Raw genomic sequence first — 19,382 nt, 5'->3', positions numbered from 1 at the left:
GTCCCCACGCCGCCACGTAAGCGCGGTGGGACTCCCGTCCCCAGAGAAACATGAAATGTAAGGAGAATCCGATGCCTGCTCCAACCAGTGCCACTACTGAAGCGGTCCCAGCCAGTAAGACTGTTCTCGAGATCGCGTCCCAGAAGATCTCGTTCTGGCGTCAGCTCGGCCTGCTCATCCAGTGGCAGCTCCGTCGCAGCCTCCCCATGCTTCCCTTCTTCATCATCGTCCAGACGCTGCTGGGCGTCTCCACGGTTCTGGGATACGGGCTCATCGCGGGCTACCCAGGCCGCGAGGCGAGTCTCTACCTGGCCGGCGGCGGGCCGGCGATCGCGCTCATCTCGCTGGGACTCATCATGACGCCCCAGTGGGTCTCCCAGTCCCGCACTGAGGGCAGCCTGGACTGGATGCGCACCCTGCCTGTCCCCAGAGTCGCCTTCCTCCTGGCAGACCTCACGATCTGGACCGCTCTTGCACTGCCCGGCCTGGTTGTGGGCGTCATCGTCGCCAACGCCCGCTTCGACGTCGACCTCGCCCCGCAGTGGTGGCTGGTGCCCGGCGCCGTGCTGGTCGCCCTGACAGCGGCCTGCATCGGCTACGCCATTGCCACGCTCCTGGCTCCGGCCCTGGCTCAGATCCTCTCCCAGGTACTCGCCTTCGGCATCATGCTGTTCTCACCCGTCAGCTTCCCCGCCGACAGGCTCCCCGACTGGGCCCAGGAGATCCACCGCTGGCTGCCCTTCGAGCCCATGGCTCAGGTGGTGCGTGCCGGTCTGTTCTCCCACGACGCCACCATGCCTACCCGTTTCTGGGTCCTGCTGTGCGTGTGGTGCGCGGTGTCCGTCGTCGGCGCGTCATGGGCACTGGGAAGGCGGCCCTGAGCCTGCCGGGATGCACACGTGGTTGGAGCCTAGTGGAGGAAGTGCCGTGAAACCCTTCTTGAGGGGCCTCCTCTACAGTTGGGGCATGACCGCCAGGAGCTCCGACCACGGGCAGAACAGTGACAGCGACTCCGGGGCCTCCGCCTCCGACGACATCAGAGAGGCAACGCGTGCTCTCAACGAGGCGATCAGCGCCTTCTCCCAAGCAGTGAGGGCGGCCGGTCAGGGAGCGCTTCGGAGCAGCGAGAGTGCTGTAGCGGCCTCACTGGACCTCGCTTCCCGGAAACTGGCCTCCGCTTCCACCGCGGTCGGTGGTACCGCCCCGAGGCGGGGCGGCGGGCGCCGTCGGAGCGAGGAGACCAGGGCGCGGCTCCTGGCCGCCGCCCGGGAGGTCTTCGCCGCCAAGGGCTACGAGGGGGCAGCGGTCAGCGACATCGCTTCGGCCGCTGGATTCACCAAGGGCGCCTTCTACTCCTCCTTTCCCTCCAAGGAGGCTCTGTTCCTGGAGGTCGTCACCTGTGGTGAGGAGAGCTCGGGTGAGGACGCTCAGGAGCCGGCGACTCCCGAGCAGTGGAGTGAGCAGCTCCAGGAGCTTCCCATGGAGGATGTTGTCCTGCACCTGGAGACCTGGCTCTACGCGATTCGTCATGAGGACTCCCGCGACAGGCTGGCCGGCACCTGGCGCCGCTGGCTGAGAGAGACCTCCCACCTGGTGGCCCGTTCCCGCGGGCGCCAGGAGCCGAGCCAGCAGGACCAGGAGACGGCCTTCGGGCTCCTGGCGGTGAGCATCTTCGGCCGCGTGAGTGCCGCAGCCACCACCTCGCAGGAGATCGAGCCCATCATCCAGCGCCTGTCCGAGCGGCTCCTTGATACGGCAGACGACTGACACCGCCACTTGCCGAGGGCGACATGTTTCGCGTATGGGGTGCCGAAAAACGGTCACCCTCCGCGAGTAACGCCCGGCTCGGGGGCAGGGTGCGCTCGCGGTCAGGCGATCTGCTCCCGGTAGCGGCGGGCCACCAGCTCGGCGATTGCCGGGTGGTCGCCGATCGGGGCGGCTACGACGTCCGCGCCGGTGGAGTGCAGCGCGTTGTGGAAACGCCCTTCCGCCAGCAGGAAGGTGGCCACACCCACCCGCTTGGCGCCCCGGGCCCGGGCCGTGCTCACCGCGTCGCGGACGCTGGGACTCGCAGCCGAGAGGTAGGCGGGCGTCACCCTTCGACCCAGGAGCGCCTCGAGCCCGCGCGTGACCGCCTCGACCTCCTCCAGCGCCGCCGCCTGACGTGACCCGGCTGCGCCCAGGACCATGTGATCGAGCGCCTCGAGCCCGCCCTGGGGTACGGCCGCCTCATGCAGGCGCTGGGCGAGGGCCTCCACCAAGTGGTCCTCGACCCCAAGGTGCCCGACAACGGTCCCGGAGCCATGACGCTCCACTGCCTTGGGTACGTCATGGAGCACGTGGTAGCCCCGGGCCAGAAAGAAGGGCAGGACCACCGGATCCGCCAGCCCCTTCAGCGCCGTGGCCGGGTCAGGCGGCTGGAGCTCGATGTAACCGGTGCGCACCTCCACCTCCGGCAGGATCGTGCGGACGCGCTCGGCGGTGCGCGACAGCAGACAGGACGGCCCCGGCCGGCGCGAGCCGTGGGCGAGGAGAACCAGAGGACGTGCACTCATACCGGCTCCACCACCAGATCCGCATGCGTGCGGGAACGAGCCGGCTCGACCGGCATCGACCCGACGGGCCCACCGGCGGTGATCGGCTCGCCCGGTACAGCGGCCTCAGGTGCATGGCTGCGCTGATGAGTGGATCGGACCTCCTCAAGCGCCTGATCGGTGTCCTCGCGGGCGTCCTTGGCGCTAGCGCGCGCCTTGCGGACCGCCAGGGCCAGGAAGGCCGCCCAGACCGCCCCGAGCACGCCGTACAACGCGACCCCGGTTCGGGCAGAGGCCTCGGCCCAGGACAGTACGATGCGCAGATTCGTGGCCAGGATCAACCCGCCGACGGCGGTGCCCAGCACTGCTCCGGGCAGACGGGAGACCAGCCAGGCGGAGATCGGTGCGGCCACCAGCCCGCCGGCCAGCAGGGTCAGGACGATCCCGAGACTGATGCCCGCCGTGCCCAGACCGGTGAGGAAACCGGTCGAGGCCGCCACCGTCACCAGGAACTCCGAGGCCCCCACCGAGCCGACCACGGTGCGCGGCGCCGTGCGACCGCCAGTGAGCAGCGTCGTCGTCACCACTGGTCCCCAGCCGCCTCCGCCGGTGGCGTCAACGAAACCTCCCACCAGTCCCAGGGGAACCAGGAGCCGCCTGCCGTGCGGGGAGCGCCGGCTACCGGATCCCCTGGGTGGGTGCAGGGCGAAGCGCCCCAGGACATAGGTCCCCAGCAGAATCAGCAGGCTCGCCGTCACCGGGGTCGCCGCGCGGGTTGACAGATGAGACAGGACCGTGGCTCCGCTGAAGGCCCCCACCGCGCCGGGAAGCCCCAGCCGGACCACCAGACGGGGGTCGGTGTTGCCCAGCCTCCAGTGGGAGGCCCCCGAGGCCAGGGTCGTGCCGATCTCAGCCAGGTGCACTGAGGCCGAGGCCAGTGCCGGGCTCAGCCCGGCCAGAAGCAGCAGGGAGGAGGAGGTCATGCCGTACCCCATCCCGAGGGCGCCGTCGACCAGCTGGGCGGCCAGGCCGACGAGGGCGAGAAGAACAAGCTTGCGCATCAGAGACTCCAGGACATTCGGTCTGCATGCGCCGAGTGGACTCAAGCGGCGGGACTCTCCGGCCGGGTCACCTCGACGACTCGGTCAGCCCAGTAGGGGCTCAGGGTGACGACGTCGCCGATGACAATGACCGCAGGTGCGGTCACGCCGTACCGGGCGGCGACGTCGGCCAGACATCGCAGCTCGGTGGTGGTCACGCGCTGGTCGGTGTGGTAGCCACGCTCGATGATCGCCGCCGGAGTGGCCGCGTCGCTGCCGGCCTCCAGCAGGGAGGCGACCGAGTCCCGCAGCCGGGAGACCCCCATGAGCAGGATGAGGGTGTGATCGCGGCGCTGGGGGAGCACCCCGAGATCCGCATGAGCCGTGATGACCGAGAAGCCGCGCGACAGCCCCCGGTGGGTCACGGGGATCCCCGCCGCGGCGGGCACGGCGATGGCGCTGGTGATCCCCGGGACGACCTCAACGGCGACGTCGGCCGCGCGGCAGGCGGCTGCCTCCTCCCCACCGCGCCCGAGGACGTAGGGATCGCCGCCCTTGAGGCGGACCACCCCTTTGCCGCGCCGGGCCAGGTCGACCAGGAGCGCATCAATCCCCTCCTGGCTCATAACGTGCCGGCCGCGCCGCTTGGAGGCATCGATGACCTCGGTGTCGGGTCCAAGGTCCTCCAGGAGGTCCCGGGGAGCCAGCGCGTCGACGACGACCACATCCGCCTGGCCCAACAGCTCCAGGCCGCGGGCGGTGATGAGGCCGCTGCTGCCCGGGCCACCTCCCACCAGCGCCACCCAGCCGTCTGTGGAGCCAGTGGGTGCATGTGGAGAGATCTCGTGGGTCATGCCTCAGCCCCTGCCTGAGGATGCGGCGGCAGCCGGTTCGCTGCTGCCTGCACCCGCCAGCTGCACCATGCCCGCCCCGAGTGTGCCGCCCTCGTGGGCGTCGATGAGGAGGAAGGCGCCGTCGGACCGGGAGACCGAGTAGTCGGCCAACGGCACCGGCGAGGCCAGACGCAGCCGCACCAGGCCGATGTCGTTGAGCTCGAGGGCGTCCGCCGGCACCGTGGTCAGGTCATCCAGGTCGAGGCGCCCCTCAACGGCGCGCACGATCGCCTGGACCGTCTGGGCACCGTGCTTGAGCAGCACCCGCGCCCGGGGGCGCAGGGGCTCCTCGCTCAGCCAGGACACGCGGGCGTCGACCTCGGTGAGCACCTGGGGCGCGTCCCCCGCCGCGGCCAGGGTGTCACCGCGGGCGACGTCGACGTCGTCGGTCAGGCGAACCGTCACCGACTGGCCCTCAACGGCCTCCTCCAGGCTGCGCTCACCCAGATCGATACCGGCCACATGCGAGCGCCTGCCCGAGGGCAGGATCACCACGGGATCGCCGACGCGCACCGTGCCCGAGGTGATCTGCCCGGCGTAGCCGCGGTAGTCGCGCAGCTCGGGCCTCGGCGCCGCCCCCTGGGGACGGATGACCAGCTGGACCGGGAGGCGGAAGGCGCCCTCGTCGCGGGCGGTGGGCAGGGACTCCAGAAGCCCCAGCAGGGTCGGCCCCTTATAGAAGGGAGTGCTCGCCGAGGTCTCGACGATGTTATCGCCCAGAAGCGCGGAGGTCGGCAGGACGTGGATCTCGGCCACGCCCAGCTCGGCGGCCACGGCGCGGATATCGGCCTCGATGGCCGCGTAGACCTCGGCGGAGAAGTCCACCAGGTCGATCTTGTTGACCGCCACGATGACGTGCGGGACCCGCAGGAGGGCGGCGACCGCCAGGTGGCGGCGTGTCTGCTCCAGGACCCCGTTGCGGGCGTCCACCAGCAGCACGACGACGTCGGCCGTGGAGCAGCCGGTGACCGTGTTGCGGGTGTACTGCACGTGTCCGGGGCAGTCGGCCAGGATGAAGGAGCGCTGCGGGGTGGCGAAGTACCGGTAGGCGACGTCGATCGTGATGCCCTGCTCCCGCTCGGCCCGCAGACCGTCGGTCAGCAGCGCGAGGTCGGCACTGGTCAGGCCCCGATCCAGGCTGACCCGCTCGACGGCGGCCAGCTGGTCGCGCAGGACGGACTTGGAGTCGAACAGCAGACGGCCTACTAGTGTGGACTTGCCGTCGTCGACGCTGCCGGCCGTGGCCAGGCGCAGCAGCGAGCCGGTGGCGGCGGCGTGCGCCTCGGCCTCGGCGGGGATATCGGTGAGGGTGGGGGTGCTCATCAGAAGTAGCCCTCCTTCTTGCGGTCCTCCATGGCCGCCTCGCTCAGGCGGTCATCGGCGCGGGTGGCTCCCCGCTCGGTCAGGGTGGAGGCGGCGACCTCCAGGACGATGTCGTGGTTGGTGGCGGCGGCGGACTCGACGGCGCCGGTGCAGGACATGTCGCCCACGGTGCGGTAGCGCACGGTGCGGGTGACGATCTGCTCGCCGTCGCGCAGCCGGTTGATGCCTCCGGCGGCCAGCCACATCCCGTCACGCAGGAAGACCTCGCGCTCATGGGCGTAGTAGAGGCCGGGCAGGGCGATGTCCTCGCGCTCGATGTAGCGCCACACGTCCAGCTCGGTCCAGTTGCTCAAGGGGAAGACCCGCACGTGCTCACCGGGGCGATGGCGGGGGTTGAGCAGGTTCCACAGCTCGGGGCGCTGGTTGCGCGGGTCCCACTGGCCGAACTCGTCGCGCAGGGAGACGATGCGCTCCTTGGCGCGGGCCTTCTCCTCGTCACGGCGTCCACCGCCGAAGACGCCGTCGAAGCCGCCCTCCTCGATGGCGTCGAGGAGCGGGATCGTCTGAAGCGGGTTACGGGTGCCGTCGGTGCGCTCGCGCAGACGGCCGTCGTCGATGTAGTCCTGGACGCGGGCCACCACGAGCCGCAGACCGAGGTCCTCGACCGTCCGGTCACGGTAGGCCAGTACCTCGGGGAAGTTGTGGCCGGTATCCACGTGCAGGACGGGGAAGGGGATCGGAGCGGGCCAGAAGGCCTTGCGCGCCAGGTGCAGCATGACCACGGAGTCCTTGCCTCCGGAGAACAGCAGGACGGGGCGGCGGCACTCGGCGGCGATCTCCCGGATGACGAGGATGGCCTCGGCCTCCAGGACGTCAAGGATGTCCAGGGCCTCGGCGGCCGTGGGGGCCTCGTAAAGGTCGGAGAGATCGGCCGGTTCGAGGACTGGTGCCTGCGCGGGGGAGGGAGTAGGGACGGGACGGGTGTGGGGCAGGGTGATACTCATAGGTGGATTCCGCATTCTGTCTTGGTGAATCCGGCCCAGCGGCCGGAACGGGGGTCGTCTCCGGGTTTGACTCGCGCCGTGCACGGGGCGCAGCCGATCGAGGGGTATCCGTCGTAGAGGAGCGGGTTGATGAGCACGCCGTGCTGGTCGGCGTAGCCGGTCAGGTCCGCCATGCTCCAGGCGGCCAGGGGGTTGATCTTGACGATCTCGTGGGTGGTGTCCCAGCCGATCAGCGGCGTGCGGGTGCGGGTCGGGGCGTCCTCACGGCGCACCCCGGTGGCCCAGGCCTCGTAGCCGCTCAGGGCCCGGGCCAGCGGCTCGACCTTGCGCAGACGGCAGCAGGCGGCCGGGTCCCGCGACCACAGGTCCGGCCCGTAGCGCTCGTCCTGCTCGGCCACGCTCAGCTCGGGAGCCACGTCGACGACGGTGACATCCATAGTGGCGGCCACGGCGTCGCGGGTGCCCACGGTCTCGGCGAAGTGGTACCCGGTGTCCAGGAAGAGGACGTCGACGCCGGGCAGAACCCGGGAGATCACGTGCGGCAGGACGGCGTCGGCCATGGAGCAGGCCACGGCCAGTGTGTCGGGGAAGTTCTGGGCCGCCCACTGGGCGACGTCGAGGGCCGGGGCATCGTCACCGAGCTCGCGCGCGCCGGCCTCGGCCAGGTCACGCAACTCCTCCGTGGATCTCAGCGGAGCCCTGCCTGCGCCCTGTGACTTCGAGGCGGCAGCGGGATCGCGGTGTGGCGGGCCCAGGGGCACCCGGGCACTCTCTGCGGTTACGGTATTCACTGCAGGGCCTCCTCATCGGCTCGGTGTGCCCACTGGGCGAAGCTCTCCTCGGGGAGACGCTGGTCCAGGTAGCGACGCACCAGGCGTTCGACGTAGTCGGTCAGGCCGGAGGCTGGAACCTTGAGGCCCCGGACCGTGCGGCCCAGGCCGGCCTCTGCGCGCCCGTCGGTAGCCAGGCCGCCGCCCAGGTGCACCTGGAAACCGGGCATCTGCTCGCCATCGACTGTGATGATCTGGCCCTTGAGACCGATGTCCGCGATCTGGATGCGGGCGCAGGAGTTCGGGCAGCCGTTGACGGTCAGAGTGATGCGTCGCTCGAGCTCGGTGTCAGCCAGGCGCGCGTCGAGCTCGGCCGAAACGCGCGCCGCCAGCTTCTTGGTCTCCACGATCGCGAACTTGCAGAACTCCAGCCCGGTGCAGGCCAGGGTCGAGCGGGTGAAGGCGCCCGGATCGGGATCGAGCCCCAGCTCTCGCAGGCCGGAGACGGCGTCGTCGACTTTGTCAGCCGGCACGTCCAGGAGCAGTAGGTTCTGCAGCGGGGTGGTGCGCACTCGGTCCGAGCCGACCCGCTCAGCCAGGTCGGCCAGGTCCAGCAGGACGTCACCGCTCAACCGGCCGACGGGCGGCTTGGCCCCCACCCAGAAGCGGCCATCATTCTGCTCGTGGACGCCGATGTGGTCGGAGTCTCCGCTCGGCTCCTCAGGTGCCGGACCATCGGGCAGGGTGCGCCCCAGATAGTCGTCCTGGAGCACTTGGCGGAACCTCTCCGGCCCCCACTCGGCCATGAGGAACTTCAGCCGGGCCTTGTTGCGCAGGCGACGGTAGCCGTAGTCGCGGAAGATGCGGATGACGCCATGCCAGACGTCGAGGGCGTCCTCGGGCGTGACGAAGGCTCCCAGCCGCTGGCCCAGACGTGGGGCGGTGGACAGGGCGCCGGCCACCCACAGGTCGTAGCCGGGACCGAGCTCGGGGTGGTTGACGCCGACGAAGGAGATGTCGTTGATCTCGTGGAGGATGTCGAGGCTGGGGGAGCCGGTGATGGCGGTCTTGAACTTGCGGGGCAGATTGGCCAGCTCGGGGTCGCCGAGGTAGGTGGCCTTGATGGCCTCGGCCAGCGGGGTCGGATCGATGACCTCGTCCTTGGCGATACCGGCCACCGGGGAGACCAGGAACCCCCGGGGCGTGTCCCCGCAGCCCTCGATCGTGGTCAGACCCACCGACTCCAGGCGCCGCCACAGCTCGGGCACGTTATCAATCTCGACCCAGTGGAGCTGGATGTTCTGCCGGTCGGTGATGTCCGCCGTGCCGCGGGCGAAGTCGTTGGAGACCGAGCCCAGCACGCGCAGCTGCTCGCGGCTCAGGCTCCCGCCGTCCAGACGCACCCGCTGCAGGAAGTAGCGGTCGGAGAGCTCGGAGGCGTCCAGCTGGGCGGTGCGGCCCCCGTCGATACCCTGCTTACGCTGGGTGTACAGACCCCACCAGCGGAAACGGCCGTTGAGGTCGTCGGGCGCGATGGTCTCGTAGCCGCCAGGGCCGTAGATGTTCACAATCCGTTCGCGTACCGCCAGCGGAGACCCGTCCTGCTTGAAGGCCTCGTTGTCATTGAGCGGATTGCGCCCGTCGAGGGCCCACTGGCCGTTCGACCGGGCCTTGCGCGGCGGGCGCACGGTGCGGACAGGTGGCGTGACGGTGGTGGTCATTGCTCCTCCATGACGGTGGCGTGTCATTGGCACATGAGGAGCGTCCGGGGCCGGCCTGGGGTGCTGCTGCGTACAGAACCTGTGGAGCCGTTCGGTTGGCGTCAGCCGCTTCAACGGGGCCTTCCGGACGCTTCGTTGCGCCGGATACCTCGTTGCGGGGGGCGAAGTCCCCGTGGTGTCAGGCGCTGGTCAGGCCCGACAACACATGACCGCGTGAGCACGCAGAATGTCAGCGGGATAAACACCGCTGAAAAGAACTGCGTGAGAGAAGGTCATGGCCGAAACGATAGCGGCGGGTTTATCTGACAGCAAGCAAGAATGATGTGTGCTTCCGGTCACGATGTCGTTGCTGAGAGCGATCTTTTCGCGTAGGGGTGCGGATGCATGGTGGATGTATGGTGAATACATGGCGGCCCTAGGCGAGACGTGTGTCCGTCGGGGCGCAGGAATGGCTCGGGGCGGGGTGGGACCTGCCGGCTCGTGCTTGCGGTTACGCGCCCAACTCGCGGTCTCGTTCGACGATGGCCTCGAAGGCGCGCACGACGGCGTCGGAGAAGCCGGCCCGGTCCAGGGCCACCATCCCGGCCACCGACGTGCCGCCGGGGGAGCAGACCGCGTCGATGAGGTCGGCCGGGGTGCGGCCGTGCCCGCCCTCGGCGGTGCGCTGGGCCTCGGTCTGCACGGTGCGGGCAGTGCCCAGTACCGCCTGGGCCACGATCTGGACGGCCAGGGCCTTGGGGATTCCGCCCATGACGCCGGCGCGCGCCAGGGCGTCGACGAAGGCGCACACCAGGGCGGGGGAGGAGCCCGCCAGGCCGATGAAGGCGGAGAAGTCCTTCTCCTCCAGGATGACGGTGCGCCCGATGGACTCCATGAGGGTGCGCACCGTCTCCAGGTCATGGGCGCTCACGTTGCGTCCCGGCGCCAGCGCCGTCATGGACTCACCCACGGCTGCAGCCATGTTCGGCATCGTGCGCACCACTCGGGTGCCTGCCGGCAGCAGCGACTCCAGGCGCTCGAGCGTCAGGCCGGCCGCGATGGAGACCACCAGGGGCTTGCTGCGGCCGATGGCCTCGGACAGGCGGGGCAGGACGCTGGGAATGACGTGGGGCTTGAGACCCAGGATGAGAACGTCGCTGCGTGAGACCAGGTCTGCGGCGTCGGGCACGTGGATCGCCCCGACCTGGTCGGCCAGGCGCTCGGCGGAGCCGTGCTTGCTGGTGAGCAGGAGGTGTCCGGCCGGCGTTCCCGCGGCCACTGCCCCTCGCACGATCGCGCTGACCATGTTGCCGGCACCGATGAAACCGATACGCATGAGGCCTCCTGCTCGTGAGACGTGAGACCAATACGGTACCGCGCCGGTGCGCCGGGCGGAGCGACTTCCGGTGAGTCGGTCGATTCGTGGTGAGGGCTCCCGCTGCATCCGGCCGGCTTCAGAGCACCATGGCGGCGATCCACCCGGCGATGAGCAGAGGGATGTTGAAGTGGAGAAAGGTCGGGACGACCGAGTCGCGCATATGGTCGTGCTGTCCGTCGGCGTTGAGACCAGCCGTGGGGCCCAGCGTGGAGTCCGACGCCGGTGAGCCGGCGTCCCCCAGCGCCCCTGCGGTTCCGATGAGGGAGACCGTGGCCACCGGGGAGAATCCCAGGGACAAACACAGTGGGACATAGATCGCGGAGATGATCGGCAGGGTGGAGAAGGATGAGCCGATGCCCATCGTCACAATGAGGCCCACGAGCAGCATGACGAAGGCGGCCGCGGGCTTGGAACCGGCGAACAGGGAGGTGGCGGACTTCACCAGCGGCTCGATCTGCTTGGTCTCCTTGAGGACATTGGCGAAACCCTGGGCCGTGATCATGATGAGCCCGATGAGGGCCATCATCCGCATGCCGCCGGTGAAGACGTCATCGGCCTCGGCAATGGTGACGACACGGGTGGCCATGAACAGCAGCAGGCCCATGAGCGCCCCGACCAGGAGTGGATCGGCCTTGGACTCCGTCCAGGTCAGGAAGGTCTGGACCGCGAAGCAGGCGACGACGGCGATCAGTGCGACCGCCACCTTGCGACGGTTGATCTCGGCGGGACCGGAGATCTCCTCACCCGAGTCGGAGCCGCTGCCGACGTCGACCCGGTAGACGCGGGGCTTGCGGTAGGTGACGAACACCGCGATGAGCAGGCCCGTGATCATGCCCAGCGCCGGGATCCCCATGGCGTGAGTGGCCGAGACGTGGGAGACGTCCAGGCCCGCGTCCTTGATATTGGCGTAGAGGATGTCGTGAAGGAAGACCCGCCCGAAGCCCAGGGGCAGGAACATGTAGGTGGTCACCAGGCCGAAGGTGATGGTGCATGCCACTGCGCGTCGGTCCAGCTGCAGGCGGCTCATGACGATGAGCAATGGCGGGACCACCAGCGGAATGAAGGCGATGTGGACCGGGATGAGGTTCTGACTCATGACTGCCATGGTCGTCAGGCCGCCCAGCACCAACATAGTCGTCATGCGCACCGCCCGCTTGGAGGTGGAACCGTCCTCGGTCTCGATCCTGGCGATGAGCCAGTTCGCCAGCAGCTGGGGCAAACCCGAGTGCGCCACCGCCATGGCGAAGGCCCCCAGTAGCGCGTAGGACAGGGCGATCTTGGCCCCGGCGGCCAGTCCGTCCTGGAAGGCCACCATCGTCTCGCTGATCCCCAGGCCGGCGGTCAGGCCACCCACGAGTGCACCGACGAATAGCGAGAGCACCACATGGACACGCAGCATCGCCAGGATGAGCATGACCAGGACGGCAAGGATGACGGCATTCACGGGCTGCCTTCCGATGGGGGCCGGGTTGTGCGGTTCGATCGGACCGGGGCGGTTAGCCGAACCGAGGCCGATTGTGTCAGGTACACATGACGAGGACGTATCGTGGAATGGTGAGCGAGAACAAGTATGACGTCATCAGCAGCTCTTCCTCGGCCCGCCGCGCCCTCGTGACGGGGGCCTCCACCGGTATCGGCGCCGCCACTGTCCGGCTTCTACGCTCCCACGGCTGGGAGGTCGTGGCCACCGCCCGGCGGGTGGAGCGCCTTGAGGCGCTGGCGGCCGATACCGACTGCACCTGGGTGGCCGCTGACCTCCAGGTGCCGGGCGACGTCGAGCGACTGGCCCGAGAGGTGCTTGCAAGCGGCCCCGTGGATGCCGTCGTCAACAACGCCGGTGGCGCGCTGGGAGTCGACCCGGTCGCCGAGGGCAATGCGCAGGAGTGGACCACCATGTACGAGCGCAATGTCCTGGCGGCCCTACGCGTGAGTCAGGCGTTCCTGCCCGGCATGCGCGAGCGGGGTGGCGACCTGGTCTTCCTCACCTCCACGGCCGCCCACGACACCTACCCGGGTGGGGGCGGCTACGTGGCCGCCAAGCACGCCGAGCGGATCATCGCGAACACGCTGCGCCTGGAGCTGGTGGGGGAGCCGGTACGCGTCATTGAGATCGCCCCGGGCATGGTGGCTACCGAGGAGTTCTCCCTCAATCGTTTCCACGGTGACGCCGAGGCTGCTGCGAAGGTGTACGCCGGCGTGGCTGAGCCGCTCAGTGCCGACGACGTCGCCGCCTGCATCGTCTGGACGCTGGAACTGCCCGCGCACGTCAACATCGACTCCATGGTGGTGCGGCCGCGGGCCCAGGCCTCCAACACGCTGGTGGCCCGGGAGCAGTGAGGGGAGCGGTCCTTCCCTCAGGGCCGGTGATCCGCCGCTGAACTGTTGATGTACTGCTGGACGCTGGACATAGGCGGTCCACAGGTCTGACCTGCTTCGGGCACAGAGCAGGTCCCTAACGTCTGCGCCAGCCCCGGCTGGGCCGGGAAGCAGACTGAAAGGACCCCCATGACCAAGCACGTCTCCTCCAGCGGTGACGATAATGCCCAAACCTCCCTGCATGATGCGGCCACGGAGAGCCTTCCCACCCGGGACAGCACCGACGACGGCACCCAGATCCTCTCGCAAGGTGCGGTCGGTGGCGACGCCGCAGAGTTCGTAACGCAGGGCATAGCGGCGGACTCCGCCAAGGAATCCGCCGTGGAGAGCGCGTCAGAAGCGGAGAAAGGCAGCCAGGACAGTGACGACCGTGGCAACCAGACGGCCACGGATGCTTCGGCCAACGTGGCTCGGGCGGCTGTAGCCGGCAGCAGCACCGCCGACACGAGGCTGGGAGGGTCCTGGATCTCCCCGGATGTCCAGAACGCCGCGACCATCGGTGTTGCCGGTTCCGTCTCCGACACCGTTAAGAAGACCCGCGCCAAGGTGCGTGGGCCCTGGTACCGCCGTCGCGTCGTTGTGGGGGCTGCCGGGGCGGCGCTGCTGGCCGGGACCTTCGCGGCCGGTTGGGGCGCCAACGAGTTGCTCGACCATGACGGTGATGCCCGTGTTAGTCATGCCCAACAGGAGTCCGGCAACGGCCAGGGGGTTCCCGGTGGGCAAGGCGGTCCTGGAGGCCAGGGGGCTCCCGGCGGACAGATGCCCGGAGGCGGTCCCGGTGGTGGCCAGGGCGGCCCTGGCAGTCAGGGACGCCAGGGAGGTCCGGGAGGAGGCTCCGGTGGAGCTGGCCGGACCACGCCCGACGGCGAGGCGTCCGGTGGATCCGGAACGGGTGACGGCAACCAGAAGGGCGGTTCCGGCTCCTCCTCCGGGGTCCTCCAACAGCAGGACGCCGCCCCGAGCACGCAGGGCTGAGAGCGTCAGCCGCGGCCCACAGATCAACATTTTCTTCAGAGACGACGCGTATCCGTGTCGTCTCTGAAGTTCTTGTTGAGGTCTGCAGAATCGGTTACGGTCGCTGGCACGTCTCGCACCGCTCACCCTGATGAAACACGGAGGGAGTACCCCGATGACTGACGTACGTCCCCGCATGGCGCTGGGCACCATGCACTTCGGAACCCGCCTGCCTGCCGCCCAAACCTGGGAGATCCTCGACGCTTACCTGGATCTGGGCGGCCAGTGGATCGACACCGCGAACTGCTACGCGTTCTGGGGCTCCGAGGCCGGCCTCGGAGGCCAGAGCGAGACCGTCATCGGTCAGTGGCTCACTGATCGCGGTGTGCGCGACCAGGTGAGGATCAGCACCAAGGTCGGTGCGGAGCCGACCCGCCCTCACGGATTCCCGGACGCCGTGGAAGGTCTTGGCAGGGACACTGTCAACCGGGCCATCCGGGACAGTCTGCAGCGCCTGCAGACGGAGCGCATCGACATGTACTGGGCCCATATGGAGGACCGGGAGCAGTCGGCCTCGGATGTCGCCGAGACCTTCGGCGACCTGGTTGAGCAAGGACTGACCGCACGGATCGGGCTGTCCAACCACCCGGCCTGGTACGCCGCCGCAGCCAACGTGCACGCCTACCAGCAGGGCTCAGCCGGCTTCAGTGCTCTGCAGCTGCGGGAGTCGTATCTTCACCCGAGGCCGGATATCCCGGTTGAGGGTGAGGACCATCCCCACGGGATGATGACCATCGAGAGCAAGGACCTCGCCGAGCGCTGCGGGCTGGACCTGTGGGCGTACACACCGCTGCTCACCGGAGCATACGAGCACCCGGAGCGCCCGCTGCCCGAGGCATACGAGCACCCGGGGACCCACAACCGGCTGACGGTGCTGCGTCAGTGGTCGGGCAGGCTGGCCGTGAAGCCGAGCCAGGTCGTCCTGGCCCTTCTCAACGTCCAGCAGCCGGCCATCACCCCGATCGTGGGCGTCAGCAGCATCGCCCAGCTCACTGATGCGGTCGAGGCCACCCGTCTCACCCTTCCCGAAGAGGCCCTTGAGGAGCTCAACGCAGCCGGATAGACCGAGCGGCTCCGAGCCGGTGACCAGCAGTATCACCGCCCACAGATCAACATTTTCTTCAGGGACGACGCGTATTCGTGTCGTCCCTGAAGTTCTTGTTGGTGTGTGCAGATTCGGTCACGGTCGCCGGCTCCGGGACAGGTGGGCACCCGGCCACTATTCCAACCGTGAGTGTGGGGAGGACGACGTCGCCGAGGCGGGGTGCGAACTGGCCCCGGATGCATGCCGCCCACTACACTCCCCGGAGCAAAGGCACCGACCCGGCCATCACCGGCGAGCCTCCGGAAGAACCGGACCCCGGCGCACCAGCGTCGTCGGCCCTCAGTAGAACCGGACGGGACAGCCCGTCACAGCTGGAAACGAAGCGGTCGTGCAGGCCGTCCCGATCGGGGCGCGCAGCACGGCAAGCGAGGTGGTACCGCGGTGCGGCACCAGCCGGATGCCAGTTCCGGCCGGGAGCCATCGTCGTCCTCGTCAGGCCCAGGGCTCCCGCTCGGGGCGGCAGGAACGAGTGAGACGAGAGCACACCGCGATGGTTGAGAAGATGGCCGACAGCACCACCGCCGGCGGCAGCGAGCCGACCGGCGCCGCCTTCTACCCCCTTCACCGGCCGGGGGAGCAGATCGACCCCTCGCCCTCCTTCCCCGCCATCGAGGAGGACGTCCTGGCCTACTGGAAGGCCGACGGCACCTTCCAGGCCTCCATCGACAACCGCGGCGAGCCCTGCGACGAGTTCGTCTTCTACGACGGCCCTCCCTTCGCCAACGGACTGCCCCACTACGGCCACCTGCTGACCGGCTACGTCAAGGACGCCGTCGGGCGCTACCAGACCCAGCGCGGCAAGCGCGTCGAGCGCCGCTTCGGCTGGGACACCCACGGCCTGCCCGCCGAGCTGGAGGCCCAGCGCCTGCTCGGTATCGACGACGTCACCGAGATCACCCGCCCAGGTGGCATCGGCATCGAGAAGTTCAACGAGGAGTGCCGCAGCTCCGTTCTGCGCTACACCAGGGAGTGGGAGGACTACGTCACCCGCCAGGCCCGCTGGGTCGACTTCGACAACGACTACAAGACCCTCGACCCCGACTACATGGAGTCGGTGCTGTGGGCCTTCAAGCAGCTGTGGGACAAGGGGCTGGCCTACCAGGGCTACCGCGTCCTGCCTTACTGCTGGCACGACCGCACCCCCTTGAGCAACCACGAGCTCAAAATGGACGACGACGTTTACCAGGACCGGCAGGACAACACGGTCACGGTGGGCCTGCGCCTGGAGGAGCCGCTGCGCCAGGGCGCCGAGCGCCCCGAGCTGGTCCTCATCTGGACCACGACGCCTTGGACGCTGCCCTCCAACATGGCCATCGCCGTGGGCCCCGACGTCGAGTACGTGACCGTCCACGTCGACGAGCACCTCGACTCGCCGGTGGCCGGCCAGGACGTCGTCATCGCGCGGGACCTGCTGGGCTCCTACTCCCGCGAGCTCGGCGAGGACCCGCAGGTGGTCGCCACCTGCACCGGGGCGGACCTGGTTGGGCGGCGCTACCACCCGATCTTCGACTACTTCGACGACGCCGCCCACCGGGCGGAGGGCGCCGCACCTGGGCCGAAGGCCTGGAGGATCATCGCCGCCGACTTCGTGACCACCTCCGACGGAACCGGACTGGTGCACATGGCCTCGGCCTTCGGTGAGGACGACATGATCGCCTGCTCGGGGGCCGGCATCGAGACCGTTGTCCCCGTTGATGACGGCGGCTGCCTGACCGAGGAGATACGTGACTACGCCGGGCTGCAGGTCTTCGAGGCCAACAAGCCCATCGTCGCCGACCTGCGCGACGGCACCGGCCCCCTGGCCCGCCGCGACGAGAGCCAGCGCGCCGTCCTGGTGCGCCAGGCCTCCTACGTGCACTCCTACCCGCACTGCTGGCGCTGCCGTAAGCCGCTCATCTACAAGGCCGTCTCCTCCTGGTTCGTGCGCGTCTCGGCGATCCGCGACCGCATGGTCGAGCTCAACCAGGACATCGACTGGTACCCCGGCCACATCAAGGACGGCATCTTCGGCAAGTGGCTGGCGAACGCGCGCGACTGGTCCATCTCCCGCAATCGGTTCTGGGGCGCCCCCATCCCGGTGTGGGTCAGCGACAACCCCGACTACCCGCGCACCGACGTCTACGGCTCCTACGCCGACCTCGAGCGGGACTTCGGTGTGAAGGTCACCGACCTGCACCGGCCCTTCATCGACACCCTCGTGCGTCCCAACCCCGACGACCCCACGGGCAAGTCCATGATGCGCCGCATCCCCGACGTCTTGGACTGCTGGTTCGAGTCCGGGTCGATGCCCTTCGCCCAGGTGCACTACCCCTTCGAGAACGTCGAGTGGTTCGAGTCGCACTACCCGGGTGACTTCATCGTGGAGTACATCGGCCAGACCCGCGGCTGGTTCTACACCCTCCACGTCCTGGCCACCGCCCTGTTCGACCGGCCCGCCTTCACCTCCTGCGTCTCCCACGGCATCCTCCTGGGCAACGACGGGGCGAAGATGAGCAAGTCGCTGCGCAACTACCCGGACGTCTCCATGGTCTTCGACCGCGACGGGGCCGACGCCATGCGCTGGTTCCTGCTCTCGGCACCGGTCATGCGCGGCGGCAATCTCGTGGTCACCGACAAGGCCATCCGCGACACGGTACGCCAGGTGGTGCTGCCGCTGTGGAACACCTGGTACTTCTTCGCCCTCTACGCGGGCCAGGCGGGGGAGACCGGCTACGTCACCGACGGCGTCGACCTCGACGACGCGAGCCTGTTCGCCAAGCACGGCGGCCTGCACGTCATGGACCGCTATGTCCTGGCCCGCACCAAGGACCTGGCCGGGACAGTGGCCGCCCAGATGGACGGCTACGACATCACCGGGGCCTGCGCCACGATCCGCGACTTCCTCGACGTGCTCACCAACTGGTACCTGCGCACCTCGCGTCAGCGCTTCACCGACGGAGAGACGGCCGCCTTCGATACCCTGGCCACGGTGCTGCGCGTGCTCACCGAGGTCATGGCGCCACTGGCTCCGCTGGTGAGCGAGGAGATCTGGCGGGGCCTGACCGGCGGGCGCTCCGTGCACCTGACCGACTGGCCGGTGCTGCCCGCGCACGTCGCCAACGCCGAGCTCGTCACGGCCATGGACGAGGCCCGTACGGCGGTCTCGGCGGCCCTGAGCCTGCGCAAGGCCGAGAAGTTGCGCGTGCGCCAGCCGCTGCACAGCCTGACCATCGCCACGGCCGACCCGGCCGGACTGGCCCCCTTCCGCGAGCTCGTGGCCGAGGAGGTCAACGTCAAGGATGTCCGGGTCCTGGACGCCGAGTCCGCCGGCTACGAGGCCAAGGCGGACCTGACCCTCAACCCGCGAGCCTTCAGCCCCGAGGTCCGCAAGCTCACCTCCAAGCTCTTCGCCGCCGTCAAGGCGGGCCAGTGGGAGCTCACCGAGGACGGCGACGTGCGCTTCAACGACGTCCTGCTCGACGGCACCCCCGTGGTCCTGGAGGCGGAGGATGCCGCCTTCACCTTGACCACCCGCATCGAGGTCGATGACGACTCCTTGGCCGCCACCATGCTGCCCTCGGGAGCCTTCGTGGTCCTGGACACCGCCCTCGACGACGCCCTGGAGGCCGAGGGCTGGGCCCGTGACCTGGTCCGCCTCGTCCAGGACGAGCGCAAGGCCGCCGGCCTGCACGTGGGTGACCGCATTCGCCTGGAGCTGACCGTTCCCGAGGACAAGGGCGCCTGGACCGGTGCCCACCTGGACCTCATCAAGCGCGAGACCGGCTGCGTGGACGCCTCCGTCATCGCCGCCCCCGGCGCCAAGGAGCCCACCGCCACTGTCGAGAAGGTCACCGAGAAGGCCACGGAGACGGGCGAGGCCTGATCAGGACCCGAACCTGACTACGAGCGGGGCCGGCGGCCCGATTCACTCGGGCCGCCGGCCCCGCTCGTACGTCCAGTCTCCAGAATTCTCGACGTGCACCGAAATACAACGACAGAGACAGTGCAGTAGAAAATTAACCATACCGGTTAAAGTTGCTTCATCGATTGCCTGTCGAGGGGCTTGAGTTTCAGGTCTTCCGCTGCATCGCAGTTCCTATGGCGAGTGGTGTGCGTGCTACTATGACCCGTGGAAACTCGGCTCCTGAGGCCCGTTTGATCGAAAAGTTGAGCTGTCTTTGGGGTGGGCCGCTATTACTATGCGGCAGCACGCGGTTTCCGCTGAAACACTCTCAATCCCCTATGGGCGATCTTCAGTGTTGAGGA

The 19,382-nt window shown here is 68.9% G+C and carries 15 protein-coding genes; 6 read left to right on the top strand and 9 right to left on the bottom strand.

Annotation, left to right across the window (positions count from 1 at the left end):
- The first annotated feature begins 71 nt into the window (after positions 1–71).
- Together RWR81_RS01420 and RWR81_RS01415 are read left to right on the top strand one after the other, a co-directional pair.
- Complete coding sequence (locus RWR81_RS01420) at positions 72–881, top strand: ABC transporter permease (protein ID WP_314453337.1); 810 nt, start codon at positions 72–74, stop codon at positions 879–881.
- Positions 882–966: 85 nt separating this feature from the next.
- Complete coding sequence (locus RWR81_RS01415) at positions 967–1,767, top strand: helix-turn-helix domain-containing protein (protein WP_314453333.1); 801 nt, start codon at positions 967–969, stop codon at positions 1,765–1,767.
- 101 nt (positions 1,768–1,868) lie between these two features.
- Here RWR81_RS01415 and RWR81_RS01410 read toward each other — a convergent pair whose 3' ends face one another.
- The 9 genes from RWR81_RS01410 to RWR81_RS01370 all read right to left on the bottom strand — a co-directional run bounded on the left by RWR81_RS01410 (position 1,869) and on the right by RWR81_RS01370 (position 12,086).
- Positions 1,869–2,555 (bottom strand): CbiX/SirB N-terminal domain-containing protein, encoded by a 687-nt coding sequence (locus RWR81_RS01410; RefSeq protein WP_314453330.1) that lies wholly within the window; start codon positions 2,553–2,555, stop codon positions 1,869–1,871.
- Positions 2,552–3,595, bottom strand: a complete 1,044-nt coding sequence (locus RWR81_RS01405) for a sulfite exporter TauE/SafE family protein (RefSeq protein WP_314453327.1) — start codon at positions 3,593–3,595, stop codon at positions 2,552–2,554. Before RWR81_RS01405 ends, RWR81_RS01410 begins: the two co-directional genes overlap by 4 nt.
- Positions 3,596–3,636: 41 nt before the next feature.
- Entirely contained in the window at positions 3,637–4,428 is a 792-nt protein-coding gene (cobA, locus tag RWR81_RS01400; RefSeq protein ID WP_314453323.1) for a uroporphyrinogen-III C-methyltransferase, read from the bottom strand.
- 3 nt (positions 4,429–4,431) lie between these two features.
- Entirely contained in the window at positions 4,432–5,790 is a 1,359-nt protein-coding gene (locus tag RWR81_RS01395; RefSeq protein ID WP_314453320.1) for a GTP-binding protein, read from the bottom strand.
- Positions 5,790–6,794: a sulfate adenylyltransferase subunit CysD gene (gene cysD / locus RWR81_RS01390; protein ID WP_314453317.1), complete on the bottom strand. Its 1,005-nt coding sequence runs from the start codon at positions 6,792–6,794 to the stop codon at positions 5,790–5,792. The genes RWR81_RS01395 and cysD overlap by 1 nt, the downstream gene beginning before the upstream one ends.
- Positions 6,791–7,585 (bottom strand): phosphoadenylyl-sulfate reductase, encoded by a 795-nt coding sequence (locus tag RWR81_RS01385; RefSeq protein WP_314453314.1) that lies wholly within the window; start codon positions 7,583–7,585, stop codon positions 6,791–6,793. Before RWR81_RS01385 ends, cysD begins: the two co-directional genes overlap by 4 nt.
- Positions 7,582–9,285: a nitrite/sulfite reductase gene (locus RWR81_RS01380; protein ID WP_314453311.1), complete on the bottom strand. Its 1,704-nt coding sequence runs from the start codon at positions 9,283–9,285 to the stop codon at positions 7,582–7,584. Before RWR81_RS01380 ends, RWR81_RS01385 begins: the two co-directional genes overlap by 4 nt.
- A gap of 490 nt (positions 9,286–9,775) precedes the next feature.
- Positions 9,776–10,600: a pyrroline-5-carboxylate reductase gene (proC, locus tag RWR81_RS01375; protein WP_314453309.1), complete on the bottom strand. Its 825-nt coding sequence runs from the start codon at positions 10,598–10,600 to the stop codon at positions 9,776–9,778.
- A gap of 118 nt (positions 10,601–10,718) precedes the next feature.
- Positions 10,719–12,086, bottom strand: a complete 1,368-nt coding sequence (locus RWR81_RS01370; protein WP_314453306.1) for a Na+/H+ antiporter family protein — start codon at positions 12,084–12,086, stop codon at positions 10,719–10,721.
- Positions 12,087–12,193: 107 nt separating this feature from the next.
- Here RWR81_RS01370 and RWR81_RS01365 point away from each other — a divergent pair, with 107 nt between their 5' ends.
- From RWR81_RS01365 to ileS, 4 genes are all read left to right on the top strand, one after another.
- Complete coding sequence (locus RWR81_RS01365) at positions 12,194–12,979, top strand: SDR family NAD(P)-dependent oxidoreductase (RefSeq protein WP_314453304.1); 786 nt, start codon at positions 12,194–12,196, stop codon at positions 12,977–12,979.
- A gap of 168 nt (positions 12,980–13,147) precedes the next feature.
- A complete protein-coding gene (locus RWR81_RS01360) occupies positions 13,148–13,993 on the top strand; it encodes a hypothetical protein (RefSeq protein WP_314453302.1) in 846 nt (281 codons plus the stop codon).
- Between the two features lie 154 nt (positions 13,994–14,147).
- Positions 14,148–15,095 carry an aldo/keto reductase gene (locus RWR81_RS01355; protein ID WP_314453299.1) on the top strand — a complete coding sequence of 316 codons (948 nt, stop codon included), beginning with the start codon at positions 14,148–14,150 and terminating at the stop codon, positions 15,093–15,095.
- 532 nt (positions 15,096–15,627) lie between these two features.
- Entirely contained in the window at positions 15,628–18,999 is a 3,372-nt protein-coding gene (ileS, locus tag RWR81_RS01350; protein ID WP_314453480.1) for an isoleucine--tRNA ligase, read from the top strand.
- The last annotated feature ends 383 nt before the right edge of the window (positions 19,000–19,382 follow it).

It is taken from the genome of uncultured Actinomyces sp., from assembly GCF_963526355.1.
In the GTDB taxonomy this organism is placed as follows: Bacteria; Actinomycetota; Actinomycetes; order Actinomycetales; family Actinomycetaceae; genus Actinomyces.
This window is presented reverse-complemented; position numbering and strand designations above follow the sequence as displayed.